General features: G+C 70.2%; 13 protein-coding genes. 5 read left to right on the top strand and 8 right to left on the bottom strand.

Annotated elements, in window-relative coordinates; genetic code table 11:
* Positions 1-4: 4 nt before the first annotated feature.
* Entirely contained in the window at positions 5-790 is a 786-nt protein-coding gene (locus NBY65_RS04230) for an MlaA family lipoprotein (protein WP_162530422.1), read from the bottom strand.
* 264 nt (positions 791-1,054) lie between these two features.
* Between NBY65_RS04230 and metF the strand changes: the two genes are divergently transcribed.
* Genes metF through NBY65_RS04215 form a run of 3 tightly spaced genes read left to right on the top strand, consistent with a single transcriptional unit; the run spans position 1,055 to position 5,173 of the window.
* Positions 1,055-1,990: a methylenetetrahydrofolate reductase [NAD(P)H] gene (gene metF, locus NBY65_RS04225; RefSeq protein ID WP_150039349.1), complete on the top strand. Its 936-nt coding sequence runs from the start codon at positions 1,055-1,057 to the stop codon at positions 1,988-1,990.
* Positions 1,991-2,030: 40 nt separating this feature from the next.
* A complete protein-coding gene (locus NBY65_RS04220; RefSeq protein WP_150039348.1) occupies positions 2,031-4,217 on the top strand; it encodes an ATP-dependent helicase in 2,187 nt (728 codons plus the stop codon).
* A 59-nt stretch (positions 4,218-4,276) separates the two neighbouring features.
* Positions 4,277-5,173, top strand: coding sequence for a 50S ribosomal protein L11 methyltransferase (locus NBY65_RS04215; RefSeq protein WP_150039347.1), 897 nt, complete (start codon positions 4,277-4,279; stop codon positions 5,171-5,173).
* A gap of 109 nt (positions 5,174-5,282) precedes the next feature.
* On the opposite strand, the gene NBY65_RS04210 is transcribed toward NBY65_RS04215, so the two are convergent.
* Positions 5,283-5,612, bottom strand: coding sequence for a DUF1127 domain-containing protein (locus NBY65_RS04210; protein ID WP_239002675.1), 330 nt, complete (start codon positions 5,610-5,612; stop codon positions 5,283-5,285).
* Between the two features lie 212 nt (positions 5,613-5,824).
* Between NBY65_RS04210 and NBY65_RS04205 the strand changes: the two genes are divergently transcribed.
* Positions 5,825-7,591, top strand: a complete 1,767-nt coding sequence (locus tag NBY65_RS04205; RefSeq protein ID WP_150039346.1) for an aminopeptidase P family protein — start codon at positions 5,825-5,827, stop codon at positions 7,589-7,591.
* Positions 7,592-7,825: 234 nt separating this feature from the next.
* Here the strand turns inward: NBY65_RS04205 and NBY65_RS04200 are convergent, their stop codons facing one another.
* Positions 7,826-8,596, bottom strand: coding sequence for a response regulator transcription factor (locus tag NBY65_RS04200; RefSeq protein ID WP_150039345.1), 771 nt, complete (start codon positions 8,594-8,596; stop codon positions 7,826-7,828).
* A gap of 86 nt (positions 8,597-8,682) precedes the next feature.
* Entirely contained in the window at positions 8,683-10,764 is a 2,082-nt protein-coding gene (ligA, locus tag NBY65_RS04195) for an NAD-dependent DNA ligase LigA (protein WP_150039344.1), read from the bottom strand.
* 293 nt (positions 10,765-11,057) lie between these two features.
* Between ligA and NBY65_RS04190 the strand changes: the two genes are divergently transcribed.
* Positions 11,058-12,326 carry a sensor domain-containing diguanylate cyclase gene (locus tag NBY65_RS04190; protein WP_162530421.1) on the top strand — a complete coding sequence of 423 codons (1,269 nt, stop codon included), beginning with the start codon at positions 11,058-11,060 and terminating at the stop codon, positions 12,324-12,326.
* A gap of 25 nt (positions 12,327-12,351) precedes the next feature.
* On the opposite strand, the gene recN is transcribed toward NBY65_RS04190, so the two are convergent.
* The 4 genes from recN to ftsZ form a co-directional block, all read right to left on the bottom strand.
* Positions 12,352-14,043, bottom strand: a complete 1,692-nt coding sequence (gene recN, locus NBY65_RS04185) for a DNA repair protein RecN (protein WP_150039342.1) — start codon at positions 14,041-14,043, stop codon at positions 12,352-12,354.
* Positions 14,044-14,061: 18 nt separating this feature from the next.
* Positions 14,062-14,964: an outer membrane protein assembly factor BamD gene (locus tag NBY65_RS04180; protein ID WP_150039341.1), complete on the bottom strand. Its 903-nt coding sequence runs from the start codon at positions 14,962-14,964 to the stop codon at positions 14,062-14,064.
* A 68-nt stretch (positions 14,965-15,032) separates the two neighbouring features.
* Positions 15,033-16,022 carry a UDP-3-O-acyl-N-acetylglucosamine deacetylase gene (lpxC, locus tag NBY65_RS04175; protein WP_150039340.1) on the bottom strand — a complete coding sequence of 330 codons (990 nt, stop codon included), beginning with the start codon at positions 16,020-16,022 and terminating at the stop codon, positions 15,033-15,035.
* A 300-nt stretch (positions 16,023-16,322) separates the two neighbouring features.
* The gene (gene ftsZ, locus NBY65_RS04170; protein WP_150039339.1) at positions 16,323-17,906 is read right to left on the bottom strand and encodes a cell division protein FtsZ; all 1,584 of its coding nucleotides are present in this window, start codon (positions 17,904-17,906) and stop codon (positions 16,323-16,325) included.
* Positions 17,907-17,934 lie beyond the last annotated feature (28 nt).

Genomic DNA, 17,934 nt, shown 5'->3' with positions numbered 1-17,934 from the left:
GGACTTACTGCTTGGACGGTTGCTGGAACCAGGCCGGCACGGTGGCCCGCTCGTCCGCGCGCGCGTCCTCGATCTGGGATTGCCGGTGCTGCCGGTAAAGGCTGCGGAAGGTCGCATAGGGATCGAGGGCCTGGGCCTTGATCTTGTCGAGATCATCCAGCACCGACGCCCGGGTGTCGATCGCGTTCAGCGAGAACCGCGTCCAGCCGAGCGCGGTGACGACGTCGCCCCGGCCGACCCAGAAGGTGGGATCCATCACCAGGTCGGCGCCGAAGCCCGTCGCGTCGCGCGGGCTCGACGGCCCGAGCACCGGCAGGAACAGGAAGGGGCCCTCCGGCAGACCCCACATCGCCAGCGTCATGCCGGCGTCGGAGTCGTGCGCCGGCCAGCCCCAGTCGGTTGCGACATCGAACACGCCGCCCACGCCGGCGGTCGTGTTCACCAGGAAGCGCATCAGCGTGTCGCCGGCCCGCCGCGGCCTGGCCTGCAACATGTCGTTGAACAGGGTCACCGGGGAGCTGATGTTGGACAGCACGTTGCGGGTATGGGTGCGGACCACCTCGGGCACGACATAGCGGTAGCCCAGGGCGAGCGGGCGCAGGATCACGGTGTCGAGGCCGTTGTTCACCGCGTAGAAGACGCGGTTGGTCGGCTCCAGCGGATCATTGGTCTCGTTGAATTCCGCCACCGCTTCGGGATCGTCGGCCGGGGGCTTCTGGGCGCAACCGGCCAGCAGCCCGCCCGACAGGATCACTGCGGCCAGAAGGGACAGGTGGGGAAGGGCGCGCATTGGGCTCCTCGAAGGGGGGGTCGCCTGGGCGACAGACCAGGGAGATAAGGTACTTCCACACATACGCTCCGCCCGGCCCGGGGGTCCAGCCGCAGAACGGCGCTGCTTGCTCCCGCGGAACACGGTTGGCAAAACGGTCCCCGCAGAAGCGATTCCTACCAGCGCCTCTCGGTTACGCAACCATTCAGCGGCGGCAACGGCGATGTAAACCGAAAGTTGCTCCGGCCGCTTTCTGTGCCACTCCGCAGCCCGGCAAGGACGGACATGAACGATACCCCGGCCCCCCTCGAGCGCTGGCTCACCGGTCCCCGATTCAGCGCCTTGCCGGCGCGCGATGGCAGCCAGCCCGCCCCGGCCCTGTCCTTCGAATTCTTCCCCCCCCGCACCGAGGCGCTGGAGCAGCAGCTCTGGGCCTGCATCCGCCGGCTGGAGCCGCTGGCGCCGCGCTTCGTCTCGGTTACCTACGGCGCCGGCGGCTCGACGCAGGAACGCACCCACGCCACCGTGGCGCGCATCGTGCGGGAGACCAGCCTGACCCCCGCCGCGCACCTGACCTGCGTGGGCGCCTCCCGCGGCGAGGTGGACGACGTGGCCCGCGCCTACTGGGATGCGGGAATCCGCCATATCGTGGCGCTGCGTGGCGACGTGCCGGGCGGCGGCGCCTACCAGCCGCATCCGCAGGGCTATGCCTACGCCGCCGACCTGGTGGCCGGGCTGAAGCGCATCGCCGATTTCGAGATCTCGGTGGCGGCCTATCCCGAGATGCATCCGGCCGCCGCCTCGCCGCAGGCGGACCTGGACAACCTCCGGCGCAAGCTGGACGCGGGGGCGAACCGCGCCATCACGCAGTATTTTTTCGAGGCGGAGACCTATCTGCGCTTCATCGACCGCTGCCTCGCCGCCGGCATCACCGCGCCGATCGTGCCCGGCATCATGCCGGTGTCCAACTTCGCCCAGGCCGTGAAATTCTCGGCCATGTGCGGCGCCAGGGTGCCGGCCTGGCTCGGCCATCTGTTCGCGGGGCTGGAGGAGGATGCGGAGACCCGTCGCATGGTCGCGGTAGTGGTGGCGGCCGAGCTGGTGCGGCTGCTGCAGGCCAACGGCGTGGACGAGTTCCATTTCTACACGCTGAACCGTCCCGACCTGGTCTACGCCATCGCCCATATCCTGGGCGCGCACGCCCGGCCGGCCGCCGGGTGAGCCGGTTGGCCGGGGTCTCCCCCCGTTCTATACCCGACGCATGACCGACTACCTCACCCGCCTCAATCCCGAGCAGCGCGAGGCCGTGGAGACGGTCGACGGGCCGCTGCTGGTGCTGGCCGGCGCCGGCACCGGCAAGACCCGCGTGCTGACCACGCGGTTCGCCCATATCCTGCTGACCGGGCGCGCTTTTCCCGGGCAGGTGCTGGCCGTCACCTTCACCAACAAGGCCGCCCGCGAGATGCGCGAGCGCGTCTCCGCCATGCTCGGCCGCCCCGCCGAGGGGTTGTGGCTCGGCACCTTCCATGCCCTGTGCGCGCGCATGCTGCGCCGGCACGCCGAACTGGTCGGGCTGACCTCCAGCTTCAACATCCTCGACGCCGACGACCAGTTGCGGCTGCTCAAGCAGGTGATGGAGGCCGGGCGCATCGACACCAAGCGCTGGGCGCCGCCGGCCCTGATGGCGATGATCCAGCGCTGGAAGGACAAGGGCCTGCCGCCCGCCCGCGTGACCGCGGCCGAGGACACCGATTTCGCCAATGGCCGGGCCCGCGCGCTCTATGTCGCCTACCAGGAGCGGCTGCGCACGCTGAACGCCGCCGATTTCGGCGACCTGCTGCTGCATGTGACCGAGATCCTGCGCGGCCATCCCGAGGTGCTGGCGCAGTACCACCGGGCCTTCCGCTACATCCTGGTCGACGAGTACCAGGACACCAATCTCGTGCAGTATTTGTGGCTGCGGCTGCTGGCGCAGGGCCACCGCAACATCTGCTGCGTGGGGGATGACGACCAGTCGATCTATTCCTGGCGTGGCGCCGAGGTGGAGAACATCCTCCGCTTCGAGAAGGATTTCCCCGGCGCCCGCATCGTGCGGCTGGAAAGCAATTACCGCTCCACCGCGCCGATCCTTGCCGCCGCCTCGGCGCTGATCGCCCATAACGAGGATCGCCTCGGCAAGACGCTGCGCCCCGGCCGCGCCGAGGCCGGCGGCGAGCGCATCAGCATCGTCAGCCTGTGGGATTCCGACGAAGAGGCCCGCATGGTCGGCGACCGCATCGAGAAGCTGCGCCGCGCCGGCGACTCGCCGGCCGAGATGGCGGTGCTGGTGCGCGCGGGCTTCCAGACCCGCGCCTTCGAGGAACGCCTGATCACGCTCGGCGTGCCCTATCGCGTCGTGGGCGGCCTGCGCTTCTACGAGCGCCAGGAGATTCGCGACGCCATCGCCTATATGCGGGTGCTGCACCAGCCGGCCGACGACCTGGCCTTCGAGCGCATCGTCAACGTGCCGCGCCGTGGCCTCGGCGAGCAGGCGCTGCGGGCCCTGCACGAGATCGCGCGCGGGCAGCAGGTGCCGCTCTCCGTCGCCGCCTCGCTTGCCGCCGAGGGGGGCCAGTTGCGCGGCAAGGCCCGCGACTCGGTGCGCGAGCTGCTGCAGGGCTTCGCCCGCTGGCGCGAGAAGCTGGAGCGGGAAGGCCACGTCGTCACGCTCGCGACCATGCTGGACGAGAGCGGCTACACTGAGATGTGGAAGCAGGACAAGTCGCCCGAGGCGCCGGGACGGCTGGAGAACTTGAAGGAACTGGTCCGCGCGCTCGCCGATTTCGAGACGCTCGCCGGCTTCCTCGACCATGTCTCGCTGGTGATGGAGAACGAGGAGAACGCCGAGGGCGAGCGCGTCAGCCTGATGACGCTGCATGCCGCCAAGGGGCTGGAATTCGACACCGTGTTCCTGCCGGGCTGGGAGGAAGGGCTGTTCCCGAGCCAGCGCACCATGGACGAGAACGGCGCCAAGGGGCTCGAGGAGGAGCGGCGGCTCGCCTATGTCGGCATCACCCGCGCCCGCCGCCGCGCCATCATCAGCCACGCCGCCAACCGCCGCATCTACGCCAACTGGCAGAGCAGCATTCCCAGCCGCTTCATCGAGGAACTGCCCGACAGCGAGGTGGAGCGGGTCGGCTCGGCGGCGCTGCAGCGCGAACGCCGCCTGACCGCGCCCCCCGCCTTCGCCGGTCCGTCCCCCATGGTGGCCCGCCGCCCGCGCACCATCGAGGTCTGGGAACAGCCCGCCCGCCCGGCGCGCACCGACGCGATCACGGTGGGCATGCGCGTCTTCCACCAGAAATTCGGCTACGGCACGGTGACCCGGGCGGAGGACGACAAGCTTGATGTCGCCTTCGACAAGGCGGGCGCCAAGCGCATTCTCGACCGCTTCGTCGAAAAGGCATGATCCTTGCCCCCGCCCCGGCGGGGGGAGGGACCTGCCGCCCAAAGGAAACCACACGCCCCATGTCTTCCCGCCGTCACGCCACCGCGCTCGAAACCGTCTCCGTCACCGTGCCGCCGGAAGCACTGGAGGCCTACGAGGCCGCCCTCGCCGAGGCCTGCGGTACCATCGGCTTCTTCCATGACGAGGAGGCCAACCTGTGGACGGTCGAGGGCGTGAAGGACCAGGGGGCGCATGAGGCGGAACTCGCCGCTGCCCTGGCCCTGGCGGCGCTGGTCACCGGCGTCACCGTGCAGCCGGTCCGCCGCGCCACCGAAGCCGAGGGCTGGCTGGAACGCACCCGCGAGGCCTTCCCCGAGCAACCGGTCGGCCGCCGCTTCGCCGTGCGCGGCACCCATGTCCGCACCCCGCCCTTGCCCGGGCGGCTGACCATCCTGCTCGACGCCTCGGTGGCCTTCGGCTCCGGCGAGCACGGCTCCACCCGTGGCTGCCTGCGGGCGCTGGAGGCCATTGCCCATCGCCGCCCCCGCCGCATCCTCGATCTCGGCACCGGCTCGGGCATCCTGGCCATGGCCGCGGCGAAGCTGCTGCACCGCAAGGTGCGCGGCACCGACATCGACCCGTGGAGCGTGCGGACCGCCCGCGCCAATGCCCGGCTCAACCGCCTTGGCGACCGGGCGCGCTTCGTCCGCGCCGATGGCTGGTCTTCCCCCGCGGTGACCGCGTCCGGACCCTATGACCTGGTGTTCGCCAATATCCTGGCGCGCCCGCTTTGCCGCATGGCCGGCGACCTCGCCCGCCATCTCGCGCCGGGCGGCACCGCCATCCTCGCCGGACTGCTGGTATCGCAGGCGCGTTGGGTGCTCGCCGCGCATCGCCGCCATGGCCTGGTGCTGGAGGCGACGCTGCGCGAGGGGCCATGGTGCACGCTGGTGCTGCGCCGGCGGGGCGCGGCCTGAGGCGGGCCCGGCGGCGATGCGGGCGCGCCGGGCAGCGGCCGAAACAAAAACGGGGCCTGCCGCCCGCAAGCGGCAAGCCCCCTTGTTGAGGCCGGTACCGGCGCCCGGATCAGAAGGCGGAGGTCAATCCGTGCTGCAGCCGGGCGGAGTCACGCTGCGCCGCACGCTCGGCGGCGAAGCCGGGATCGAAGACGCGCGGCAGTTCCGCGCGGGTCAGGCCGATATCAGCAAGCTCGTGGTCGGAGAGCATGTTCAGCTCGTCCATGACGGCACGACGCTTCGGCATTTCGGCGATCCAGCGCAGGGCCTGTCCAAGGCGCTCGAACAGACCAGGACGCACCTCCTCGACCGGAACGATCTCCGGTTCGTCACGGAAGTAGTGCGACATGGTCTGGGGCAGTACGTAGGACAGATCCTGCCTGGCGACGCGGGCGTTCATCGGAGAAAGTTCCAGGTGATCACACTGCGGCGGGCGTTGTGCCTTTCTGCACTTCGTCACGCAGCTTCTTCTGCACTTACATACAACTTCCCGCGATCGCCATTACTGCCAAGTACCCGAGCCAGCCATGCAACTCCTGCGGTGCTGCGGCGGGAGCCATGAGTTTTTGTTGAGCTTGCTTAAACTTTCTTTCCTGCGCTGAAGAGCCCCTCATGTCCGCATCCCCGCTCTCCGACCTCCGCGCCGAGCTCGCCCGCCAGGGCCTCGACGGCTTCATCGTCCCCCGTGCCGACGAACACCTGGGCGAATACGTACCGGCCTCCGCCGAGCGCCTGGCCTGGCTCACCGGCTTCACCGGCAGCGCCGGGCTGGCCGCCATCCTGCCCGACCGCGCCGCGGTGTTCAGCGACGGCCGCTACACCCTGCAGCTTGAGGTGCAGACGGATCCCGCGCTGTGGGAGCGCCGCCATCTGCTCGACGAGCCGCCCTTCACCTGGCTGGCCAGCCATGCCGGCAAGGGCGCCCGCATCGGCTACGACCCGCTGCTGATCAGCGAGGAGGGGCTGCAGCGCTACAGCGACGCCGGCCTGACCATGGTGGCGGTGACCCGCAACCCGGTCGACGCGGTCTGGACCGACCGGCCGGCGCCGCCGGCCGCCCCTGCCGTGCCGCATCCGCTCGGCCATGCCGGCCGCGACAGCGCCGAAAAACGCGCCGGCATCGCCGAAACCCTGCGCAGCGCGCAACAGGACGCCGCCATCCTCACCGATCCGGCCGCCATCGCCTGGCTGCTGAACATCCGCGGCGCCGACGTGCCCTACACCCCCTTCGCGCTCGGCTTCGCCATCCTCCACGCCGATGCCGGGTGCGAGCTGTTCATGGATCCCCGGAAACTGCCGGAGGCGACCCGTGCCCATCTCGGCAACGCCGTCTCGGTCGCCGATCGCGCCGCCCTGCCGGCAGCCCTCGGGCGGCTCGCCGGGCGGCGCGTGCGGGTTGATCCGGCCACCGCGCCGGTCTGGTTCGCCCAGACCCTGCGCGCTTCCGGCGCCGAGGTGATCCCCGGCATGGATCCCTGCCTGCTGCCGAAGGCCTGCAAGAACCCGACCGAGCAGCAGGGCGCGCGCGACGCCCATCATCGCGATGCCATCGCCGTCTGCCGCTTCCTGCACTGGCTCGACACCGCCGCCGGACGGGAAACCGAGATCTCCGCCGCCGAACGCCTGCTTGCCTTCCGCGCCGGGAATCCGGCCTTCCGCGGCGAGAGCTTCCCGGCTATCTCCGGCGCCGGCGAGCACGGCGCCATCATCCATTACCGGGTCACCCCCGCGACCGACCGGCCGATCCGGCCCGACGAACCCTACCTGATCGATTCCGGCGCCCAGTACGCGGACGGCACCACCGATATCACCCGCACCGTCTGGACCGGGCCCGGAACCCCGCCGGCGGAACTGCGCGACCGCGTCACCCGCGTGCTGAAGGGCCATATCGCCCTCGCCACCCTGGTGTTCCCCCAGGGGGTGGCCGGCCCCCATCTCGACGCCTTCGCCCGCAGCGCCCTCTGGCGCGCCGGCCTCGATTACGACCACGGGACCGGCCATGGCGTCGGCAGCTATCTCTCGGTGCACGAAGGACCGGTCAGTATTTCCCGCGCGGCGAAGCCGGTGGCGATCGCGGCCGGCATGATCCTGTCCAACGAACCCGGGTTCTACGCGCCCGGCGAATACGGCATCCGGCTGGAGAACCTGGTACTGGTGCAGCCGGCCGAGCTGCCGGGGGCGAAGAAACCCTTCCTGCGCTTCGAGACGCTGACCCTCGCGCCCTTCGACCGCCGCCTTATTGATCGTGATCTGCTGACAGCCGAGGAGATCCTCTGGCTGGACACCTATCACGCCTACGTCGTCGCCACGGTGGGACCGCATCTCGATCCGGCGCCACGGGCCTGGCTCCAGGCGGCCTGCGCGGCACTGGCCGGATAGCCGGGGGCGTTGCCCCCGACCCCACCAGGAGGCTTCGCCTCCTGGACCTCCACCAAGGGCCGAAGGCCCTTGGATCCCAATTCGGTTCCTGGGAGGGGGGCGAACCGGTACGGACCCGTCACCGGCGAGGACGGCCCCCCTCCCAGGAACCGAATAAGTGGGGTGCAGGGGCCTTCGGCCCCTGCCGGAGTCCAGAGGCGGAGCCTCTGGCGGGGGCGGGGCAGCGCCCCGCGCTTATCCGATCCGTGGCGGCAGGATGCGGAACTGGGCGGGGTCGGGGATGACGTAGCCGTGGCGTCGGGCCGACAGGATGGTCCGGTCGGAGGCACCCGCCGAGGCCACCTTGCGCCGCAGTTTCAGCACCAGTTGGTCGACGCTGCGGTCATCGGCGTGCAGCGAGCGTTTCAGTGCCGTCTGGCTCAGCCATTCGCGGGAGACGCTGCCCCCGTCGGCGTCCAGCAGGGCTTCCAGCGCCGCCGTTTCCGCTTCCGTGAGGGCGATGTTTTCCTCGTTGGGGCCGCTCAGCAGGCGGCGGGCGCAATCGAGCGTCACCAGCGGGCCGCGCGGGGCGGCCGGGTCCGGTTCGGGATCGGGGCGAGAGAGGCGCCGGTGCACCGCCCGGATGCGGGCGGCCAGTTCGCGCAGCGGGGCCGGCTTGACGATGTAGTCGTCCGCACCGGTTTCGAGCCCGGTGATCCGCGCCTGTTCAGCTCCGTCGACGGTGACGACGATGATGCCGCAATCCGCATCCTGGGCGAAGCGCGCCACCAGTTCCAGGCCGTTGACATCGGGCAGTTCCAGGTCGAGCAGCGCGACATCCGGCCGGAACACCGATTTTTCCGCGATCGCCGCGGCGCCGCTGGCCACGACATGCGTCTCCATCCCGGCATCGCGCAACGCCGCGGCGATCGCGGTCGAGACCGTTGGGCTGTCTTCGACGATCAGCACGCGCAACACCACGCTCCGTGGCTGTCTGCAGCCGTGCTCGCGCTCTGGGCTGTTCATCTCGCGTGACGGGTCCCGACTCACGGTTGTATGGCAATCTGACACGCCGTTGACTTTACGTCACGCACGATAACGTCATTATACAGTTACGAACTGGCAGCAACAAGTTCGCGCCATTCCGCCTCGGTCAAGATGCGCACGCCCAGTTCCGCGGCGCGGCGGGCCTTGGATCCGGCATCCGCGCCGACCACGACCAGGTCGGTTTTCCTGGACACGCTGTCGGTGACCCGTGCCCCCAGTTTCTCGGCCATGGCTTTGGCTTCCGGCCGGGTCAGGGTTTCCAGCGTGCCGGTGAACACGATGACCTTGCCCACCAGTTCGCCGGCGGCGTTCGCCGGCGCGGCGTCGGTGATGGTCAGCACCGCGGCGAGCGCGTCCACCGTGGCGACGTTGCGCGGTTCGGCGAAGAAATCCGCCAGTTCCTCGGCGATGGCGGGGCCGATGCCGACGATGCTGCCGAGGTCGCTGCGGGCCTCGGAGCCGATCTGCACGGCGTCCTGCATCTGCGCGCGCCAGGTGGCGAAGCTGCCGTAGTGCCGGGCGAGCAGCTTGGCGTTCGCCTCGCCGATGCGGCGGATGCCGAGCGCGTAGATGAAGCGGGCCAGCGGGATGGTCTGCCGCTCGCGGATGGCGCGGGAGAGATTGCGCGCCGACACCTCGCCCCAGCCCTCGCGGCGGGCGATCTTCGCTTCGTGGTCGGGCAGGGCGAAGATGTCGACCGGGCCGGCGATCAGGCCGTCGGCGTGGAATTCGCGGATGGTCTTCTCGCCGAGTCCCTCGATGTCGAAGGCGGGGCGGGAGACGAAGTGGATCAGTCGTTCCTCCAGTTGGGCCTGGCAGGTCAGGCCGCCGGTGCAGCGCCGCACCACCTCGCCGGGCGGGCGCAGGGCGAGGCTGCCGCAGACCGGGCAGTGATCGGGGAAGACATAGGGGACGGCGCCGGCCGGTCGCTTCTCCGCCACCACCGCGACGATCTGCGGGATGACGTCGCCGGCGCGCTGCAGCACCACCGTGTCGCCGATGCGTACGTCCTTGCGGGCGATTTCGTCCTCGTTGTGGAGGGTGGCGTTGCGCACCAGCACGCCGCCGACATTGACCGGCTGCAGCCGCGCCACCGGGGTCAGCGCGCCGGTGCGCCCGAGCTGGATGTCGATGCCTTCCAGCACCGTGGTCGCCTGTTCGGCCGGGAATTTCCAGGCGATCGCCCAGCGCGGCGCGCGACCGACGAAGCCCAGGCGACGTTGCAGGGCGAGATCGTCGACCTTGTACACCACCCCGTCGATGTCATAGGGCAGGGCGGCGCGCTGCGCGCCGATCCCGGCCTGGAACTCCGCTGCGTCGGCGGCGTCGGTAAGTTGTTTCGATAAGGGATTGACGGTGAAGCCCCATTCCTGCAGCCGCTCCAGCCAGTGCCAGTGGGTATCGACCGGCACCTCGCTGGCCTCGCCCAGCGCATAGGCGAACATCGACAGCTTGCGGTTGGCGGTGATGCGCGCATCCAACTGGCGCAGGCTGCCGGCGGCGGCGTTGCGGGGATTGGCGAAGATCTTCTGCCCGGCCTGCTCCTGCGCGGCATTGAGCGCGAGGAAATCGGCCTTGGTCATGAACACCTCGCCGCGGATTTCGATGCGGTCCGGCACGCCTGCGCCTTTCAGCCGCAGCGGGATGCTGGCCAGGGTGCGCACATTGGCGGTGACGTCCTCGCCTTCGTTGCCGTCGCCCCGCGTCGCCCCGCGCACCAGCCGTCCGCCCGCGTAGGTCAGCGACACCGACAGGCCGTCGATCTTCGGTTCGCCCACGAAGGCCAGGCGCTCGTCCTTCAACCCGAGGAAGCGTCGCGCCCGTTCGCAGAATTCGGCGAAGTCGTCCGGGCTGAAGGCATTGTCGAGGGAGAGCATCGGCACGCCATGGCGGGCCTTGGCAAAGCCGCCGGCCGGCGCCGCACCGACCCGGTGCTGTGGCGAATCCGCCCGCACCAGGGCGGGGAAGCGCGCCTCGATGGCGGCGTTGCGCCGGCGCAGCGCATCGTACTCGGCATCGGTGATCTCTGGCGCGTCGCGCTCGTGATAGGCGCGGTCGTGGCGCGCGATCTCGGCGGCGAGGCGGGCGAGCTCATCCCGGGCATCGGCCTCGGTCAGATCTTCAACTGAAATAAGTTGCGCATTCATAAGTTTTTCGTGCCGCTTATTGTTTATATGGATATGTAAATCAATGAATGCCGTGACGGCACCGAGGGATATTGCAAAGGAAGATAACATTCATATTTAGTATACTCCTTCGTTGACTTGGGTTGGCGTTGGGTGGCTTGTGGTGGATCGAACGCCGATCATGCAGGCGGGGGCGGTGACCGCGATGTTGCCTGGTGGATTTGAATCCTGTTGCGAACTTTGGTCATGGCGTTGGCGTGGGAACGTGTCGCGCCGGAACCGCTGAGGCAACCACTGAGATGGAGGCTCGGACCATGGTCGACGCGTCCGGGAACCTGCTGCAGCACGCGGGCTCCTATGAGGACCTGCTCGAATTCCTGAACGCCACCCCGATCGGCATCATCCGCCTGCGGTCCGATGGGGAGATCCTGCTGGCCAATTCCATGGCCATGCAGTTGCTGGCCCCGCTTGCCCCGGACGGGGAGTGCGGGGATCTCTTCCGCATGCTCGGTGGCCTCTTCCCCGATCTGCCGGACCGCGTGGCCGCCCACCCGCAGGCCGGTCCGATCTGCGCGCAGGCGCAATTGTCGCTGCCTGGCACGCGCCGTGTGCTCAGTTTCGGCCTCGACCGGGTGAATGCCGATACCCTGATGGCGGTGGTGCAGGATGTCACCGCGCAGGTCGAGCAGAACCGGCGCATCCATGCCGATGAAGAGCGGTTCCGGGCCATCTTCGACAATCTGCGCGACTGCGCGATCTGCACGGTGGATCGCGAGGGGCGCATCGAGGCGTGGAACCGCTCGCTCGAGCGTCTCGGCGGCTGGCAGCCGGAAGACGTGGTGGGGGCGTCGATCTCGATCCTGTTCACCCCCGGCCGCATCGGCGCGCACCGGGCATCGTCCCTGCTCGCCAAGGCCCGGCAGAACGGGGCGGCGGAATTCGAGGGGTGGGGGCAGCGCAAGAACACCGATCTCTTCTGGTGCAGCACCGCCGCGACGGCGCTGCCGGCGGAGGATGGAGAGGTTGGCGGCTATGTGCTGGTGACGCGCGACCTGACCGGGCGCAAGGAGGCGGAAGCCAAGCTGATGACGCTGGCGACCACCGATCCGCTGACCGGGGCCAATAATCGCCGCACCGGCGAGAAGCGGCTGAACGAGGAGTTCCGGCGCTGGCAGCATTACGGGCGCAATTTCGCGGTGCTGCTGGTCGATTGCGACCATTTCAAGAAGGTCAACGATCAGTATGGCCATGAAACCGGCGACGCGGTGCTGTGCATGCTGGTGTGGCTCTGTCGCGAAAGGACCCGCGAGGCGGATGTCACGGTCCGCTGGGGCGGCGAGGAGTTCCTGGTGCTGCTGGCCGATACCGATGCCGATAAATCCCTGATGATCGCCGAGCGGCTGCGCGAGTCGATCGAAAGCAGGCTGGTGGAGAACGCAGGCCAGACCGTGCGCGTGACCGTCAGCATCGGCCTCGCCTTGCCCAACTCGGGTGACAACCGTCCCGATGATGTCGTGCGCCGCGCCGATGTCGCGCTCTATGAAGCCAAGCGTACCGGGCGCAACCGGGTGGTCGTCGCCTGATCCCCGGCGGCCGGCCGGCCGCGTTTCAGCCGACGCCGACCAGCAGGCTGTCGGCCGCCGCCCGTGCCGCCTCGGTGACGGTCTCGCCGGCCAGCATGCGCGCGATCTCTTCCCGCCGGGCCGGACCTTGCAGCTTTTCCACCAGCGTCTGCGCACGCCCCTTCGCCACTTCCTTGGCCACCCGCAGATGCGCAAGGCCGCGCGCCGCCACCTGCGGGCTGTGCGTCACCAGCAGCACCTGCACCTGCTCCGCCACCCGCGCGAGCCGTTCCCCCACGGCCGCGGCGGTGGCGCCGCCGATGCCGGAATCGACCTCATCGAATACCAACGTAGGCACTGGCGAAGCACCGGCCAGCACCACCTTCAGGGCCAGCATCAGCCGTGACAGCTCGCCGCCGGAGGCGATGCGGGCCAGCGGCCCCGGGGTCTGGCCGGGATTGGTGGCGATCAGGAACTGCACCGATTCGGCCCCCGCGGCGCCCCAGCCGGATTCCTCCAGCGGGGTCAGGCCGGTGACGAAGCGCGCCTTGTCGAGCCTGAGCGGCGGCAGCTCGCGCGCGACCGCCTGGTCGAGCCGCGTCGCCGCGGCGCGGCGGGCCGCCGAGAGGCGCTCGCAGGCGGTGACATAGGTCGCGCGCGCCGCCACCGCGGCTGCTTCCAGCTCCGCCACCCGCGCCGTTCCGGTCTCCAGCGCCGCCAGCCGGGCGGTGAGGGACTCGCGCAGGCCCGGCAGCTCCGCCACCGTCACCTGGTGCTTGCGCGCCGCCGCGCGCAGCGCGAACAGCCGCTCCTCGGTGGCTTCCAGCCGGCGCGGATCGGCATCGGCATCGGCGGCCAGCCGGGCCAGCAGCATTTCCGCCTCGGCCAGCGCTTCCTCGGCGCGCTCCAGCGCGGCCAGGGCCGGGGCGGCCGGGTTCTCGCCGCTGGCGGTGCCGGCGGGGGTCAGCCGCTGCAGCGCCCGTCCGGCCGCCCGCAGCGCCGCGGCCGGTCCGGCGCTGCGGCGGTCACGCGGCGTCAGCTCGGCCAGGGCGGCGGCGATCGCCTCGGCGCGTTTTTCCCCCTGCTGCAGCGCCTGGCGTTCGGTGGCGAGTTGCTCTTCCTCGCCGGCCTCGGGCTGCAGCGCGGCGAGTTCCTCGACGGCGTGGCGCAGCCAGTCCTCGTCACGCTGGGCCGTTGCCATTGCCTCGCGCGCCTCGGCCAGGGCGGTGGTCGCCGCGCGCCAGCGCCGCCATGCCTCGGCGACGCCCGTGCGCAGCGCCGGCGGCACGGCGAAGGCGTCCAGCAAGGCCGCATGGCCGGCCGGGTCGGCCAGCCCCATCTGGTCGTGCTGGCCCTGCACCTCGACCAGCAACCCGCCAAGCCGGCGCAGCAGGGCCGCCCCGACCGGTTGATCGTTCACGAAGGCCCGCGAGCGCCCGTCGCGGCTGAGCACCCGGCGCAGTACCAGCTCGTCCTCGGCCGCGAGACCCTGCTCGGCCAGCAACGCATAGGCCGGATGGCCGGGCGGCGGCTGGAAGGCGGCGCTGACCGAGGCCTGTTCGGCCCCGTGGCGCACCAGCCCCGACTCGGCCCGCGCCCCGAGGGCGAGGCCCAGGCTGTCGAGCAGGATCGACTTGCCGGCACCGGTTTCGCCGGTCAGCACCGTCAGCCCGGCGCCGAAGCCGAGATCAAGGCGCTCGATCAGGACAACGTCGCGGATCGAGAGCGCGGTCAGCACGGGCCGGTCCCGTTGCGGTCAGAACGTGGTGCCGAACACGCGCCCGAAGAAGCCCGGCTTGGACTGGGGCGCGGTGGTCGGGTTGCCGGCCTGGTCGACCTCGCCGCTGCGGGTGAGGTCGTTGTAGCTGTCCTCGTACCACTCGCTGCCCGGATAGTTGTGGCCGAGCACGGCGGCGGTCTTGCGGGCCTGGTCCACCAATCCAAGGGTCAGGTAGATCTCGGTCAGCCGGTGCAGCGCCTCCGGGACGTGGTTGGTGGTCTGGAAATCATCGACCACGCGCTGGAACCGTCCGATGGCGGCGGTATAGAGCCGCTGCCGCTGGTAATAGCGTCCGACTTCCATTTCCTTGCCCGCGAGGTGATCGCGCGCGAGGTCGATCTTGAGCCGGGCATCGCGGGCATAGGCGCTGTCGGGGAAGCGGTTCACCACTTCCTGCAACGCGCCCATGGCTTCCTGCGTGGCCTTCTGGTCGCGCCGGATATCGGCGATCTGCTCGTAATAGCAGAGCGCGCGCAGATAATACGCATAGGCGATGTCGCGGTGGGCCGGGTGCAACTGGATGAAGCGGTCGAGCACGCCGATCGCGTCGGTGTAGTGGTTGCGCAGATACTCGGCATAGCCCTGCATGAGCTGCGCGTTCACCGTCCAGGTCGAATAGGGGTAGTTCTGTTCGATCTGGTCGAATTGCTGAACCGCTGTGCCGTAGTTCTGGCGGTTCAGGGCGTCGATCCCACGGTTGTACAGCTCTTCCACCGGGATGGTGGAGGGATCCTGCTTGACCTCGAGTTCCTCCGGCTTGCCGGACCAGGGATTGAGCGCATCGAGAGTGGAACAGGCCCCGAGCGGGACGGCGAGGGCGGCCAGCAGGACGACGGAGCGAGAAAGCGGGGCCGCGCGGCGGGGCGTCTTCAAGTGCATCACCGAAGCTGTGAAACCGCGCGCTTATAGCATGCCGGCGCCACGGGCGAAGCCGGCAGCGCCCGCGATCAGACCGGCGCCGCCGCGGCGGGGAGGCCGGCGTGCCAGCTCGCGAGCGGCTCAGGCTGCGGGGCGAAGCGCCAGTTGGCGGCATCGGCGAACAACGCGTGCAGCAGGCGGTTGTTCAGCGCATGGCCGGGGCGGTGCGCCAGCAGGCGCGCGCGCAGCGGCGCGCCGGCCAGCGACAGGTCGCCGACCACGTCGAGCAGCTTGTGGCGGACGAATTCGTCCTGCATGCGCAGGCCGGCCGGGTTCAGCACCTGGGCGCCGTCCACCACCACGGCGTTGTCGAGGCTGCCGCCGCGCGCGAGGCCGGCGGCCCGCAGGCTGTCGATTTCGGCGGCCAGGGCGAAGGTGCGCGCCCGTGCCAGGTCGGTGCGGAAGCTGGTCTCGGACAGGCGCAGGGTCAGCGCCTGTCGCCCGATCGCCTCGGCCTCGAAGGCGATGGAGCCGGCGATGTCGAACCCATGCACGCCCGGGCGCAATTCGGCGTAGGCGTCGCCCTGGCTGACCCGCACCGGCCGCAGCACCTCGATCGCCCGCAGCGGCTGGTCCTGTTCGACGATGCCGGCGCAGTCGATCAGGAACACGAAGGCCGCCGCCGAGCCGTCGAGGATGGGCATCTCCGGCGCATCGACTTCCAGCACGGCGTTATGCACGCCGCACCCGGCGAGCGCGGCCAGCACATGCTCGACCGTGCCGACCCGGTGCGCCGGCTGGCCCGGCAGGCCGAGCACGGTGCACAGGCGGGTGTCGACGACGTTGTCCCAGCGCGCCGGGATGTCGATGCCGAGGTCGGTGCGGCGCACCACGATGCCGGTATCGGCGGGCGCGGGGCGCAAAGAGAGCGATACCTTGCGGCCGGAATGCAGCCCGACGCCGACGCAGGAGATGGCATTGCGGAGCGTGCGCTGCATGCCGAAGCCGAGTCCCGCCAGGCGCGGCGCGGCGCCGAAGGCGGCGGTCTCCAGGCGAAATGTCTGCGGCAGCCCATCCATCGTGTCGGTCTTTCCCGTCGGTCCCCGCCCGTCCGCAAGGCAGGCCCGGAGGGCCGCTCCTGCATGGGGCTTTGCAGTCAGGCCGGCGCCTGCTGCGCCGTGACGGGGAAGCTAGGGGGGACGGATGGACCGTTCCAGTCAATGATTATTGCTGAATATTTCACCGCAACCACCTGATCTTACAGCAATTATGGCGCGGATATGGCGGGGTGGTGCTGCAATGCGAAAGAGCGGAAATGAAACCCCCGGGATGCGAGGGCTTCGCATCCCGGGGGGAAGGGCAGGCGGTTGGCCGGGTGGTCAGGAAGACTGGCGGCGCAGGAAGGCGGGGATGTCGATGCCCATTTCCTCGCCGGCTGCCTGCCGGACATTGGCCCGGACCGGTGCTTCGCGCGGGGCTTCGTGCAGCGAGGGGTCGGTGCGCTGGCTGGTGGCCGGAGCGGCCCCCGGTTGCGCCGGCAGGCTGCCGCGGATCGCGCCGGTGACGATGCCGAACAGGCTCTTGCGCGGCGGCTGCGCCGCTTCCGCCTCGCCATAGGCCGGGCGTGGCGCCGCCGCGCGGGGCTGCGGCACCACGTGCGGCCGGGCCGGGGCAGCCGGCTCGGCCTCTTCCTCGTAGCCATGCGCGGCGGCCACCGGCTCGGCTTCCGCCGCCATCACCGGTGCGGCATGGGCGGTGGCCACGGCCGCGCCGCCGGCCAGGCGCGGGCCCGGACCGGCGGCGATGACCGGCCGCGAGGGCTGCAGGCGGGCCTGTGGCGAGGCGCCGGGGACGCCCGGGCGCGGAGAGACGGGCGGGGCGGCCATGACGCCGAGCGGCGCGCCATTGGCCCCGGCCGAGGCGCTCGCGACCGCGCTCGCCGCGCCGCCGGCCACCGCCACCAGCTTCGGCTTCTCCGCCACCTTCTGCGACGGGGTGTCGATGCCGGTCGCCACCACCGAGACGCGGATCTTGCCGTTCAGCGTGTCGTCCACCGCCGAGCCGAAGATGATGTTGGCTTCCTCGTCGACTTCCTCGCGGATGCGGTTCGCGGCCTGGTCGACCTCGAACAGCGTCATGTCCTCGCCGCCGGTGATGTTGATCAGCAGGCCGCGCGCGCCGGCCATGCTGGTGTCCTCGAGCAGCGGGTTGCTGATCGCGGCCTCGGCGGCGCGGATGGCGCGGTTCTCGCCCTCGGCCTCGCCGGTGCCCATCATCGCCTTGCCCATCTCCGCCATCACGGTGCGGATATCGGCGAAGTCGAGATTGACCAGGCCAGGGGCGACCATCAGGTCGGTGACGCCGCGCACGCCCATGTAGAGGACGTTGTCGGCCATCTTGAAGGCTTCCTTCCAGCCGGTGCGCTCGTTGGCCAGTCGGAACAGGTTCTGGTTGGGGATGACGATCAGCGTGTCGACGTATTGCTGCAGCTCGTTGATGCCTTCGTCGGCGGCGCGCGCGCGGCGCTGACCCTCGAAGGTGAAGGGCTTGGTCACCACGCCGACCGTGAGGATGTTCTTCTCACGGGCCATGCGCGCGATCACCGGTGCCGCCCCGGTGCCGGTGCCACCGCCCATGCCGGCGGTGATGAACACCATGTGCGCCCCGTCGAGATGGCGGTACAGCTCGTCAGCGGCTTCCTCGGCGGCGGCGCGGCCGATCTCCGGCTTGGCGCCGGCGCCAAGCCCCTGCGTGATGTGCGGGCCGAGCTGAACGCGCCGGTTGGCGGTCGAATGCAGCAATTGCTGTGCATCCGTGTTGGCCACCACGAACTCCACGCCCTGAAGGTTCATGGCGATCATGTTGTCCACGGCGTTCGTGCCACCACCGCCCACCCCGATCACGGTGATGCGCGGGGTGAAGTCGGTGTGCAGGTTCTGCGGGATCGTCAGGTTCAGGGTCATCCGTTCTCCCCCCTTCTTGGGGTTCCGA

This window comes from Rhodovastum atsumiense (assembly GCF_937425535.1).
GTDB lineage: Bacteria > Pseudomonadota > Alphaproteobacteria > Acetobacterales > Acetobacteraceae > Rhodovastum > Rhodovastum atsumiense.
Note: the sequence above shows the minus strand (reverse complement) of the source record. Positions and strands in the feature narration are given on the sequence as shown.

Bases quoted from the DNA above. Each gene is read 5' to 3' on its own strand.
- lpxC (WP_150039340.1), bottom strand. From the start codon at position 16,022: ATGGATGGGCTGCCGCAGACATTTCGCCTGGAGACCGCCGCCTTCGGC.
- NBY65_RS04190 (WP_162530421.1), top strand. From the start codon at position 11,058: ATGGTCGACGCGTCCGGGAACCTGCTGCAGCACGCGGGCTCCTATGAG.
- ftsZ (WP_150039339.1), bottom strand. From the start codon at position 17,906: ATGACCCTGAACCTGACGATCCCGCAGAACCTGCACACCGACTTCACC.
- NBY65_RS04200 (WP_150039345.1), bottom strand. From the start codon at position 8,596: ATGAACAGCCCAGAGCGCGAGCACGGCTGCAGACAGCCACGGAGCGTG.
- NBY65_RS04210 (WP_239002675.1), bottom strand. From the start codon at position 5,612: ATGAACGCCCGCGTCGCCAGGCAGGATCTGTCCTACGTACTGCCCCAG.
- NBY65_RS04220 (WP_150039348.1), top strand. From the start codon at position 2,031: ATGACCGACTACCTCACCCGCCTCAATCCCGAGCAGCGCGAGGCCGTG.
- NBY65_RS04205 (WP_150039346.1), top strand. From the start codon at position 5,825: ATGTCCGCATCCCCGCTCTCCGACCTCCGCGCCGAGCTCGCCCGCCAG.
- NBY65_RS04230 (WP_162530422.1), bottom strand. From the start codon at position 790: ATGCGCGCCCTTCCCCACCTGTCCCTTCTGGCCGCAGTGATCCTGTCG.
- NBY65_RS04215 (WP_150039347.1), top strand. From the start codon at position 4,277: ATGTCTTCCCGCCGTCACGCCACCGCGCTCGAAACCGTCTCCGTCACC.
- metF (WP_150039349.1), top strand. From the start codon at position 1,055: ATGAACGATACCCCGGCCCCCCTCGAGCGCTGGCTCACCGGTCCCCGA.
- NBY65_RS04180 (WP_150039341.1), bottom strand. From the start codon at position 14,964: ATGCACTTGAAGACGCCCCGCCGCGCGGCCCCGCTTTCTCGCTCCGTC.
- ligA (WP_150039344.1), bottom strand. From the start codon at position 10,764: ATGAATGCGCAACTTATTTCAGTTGAAGATCTGACCGAGGCCGATGCC.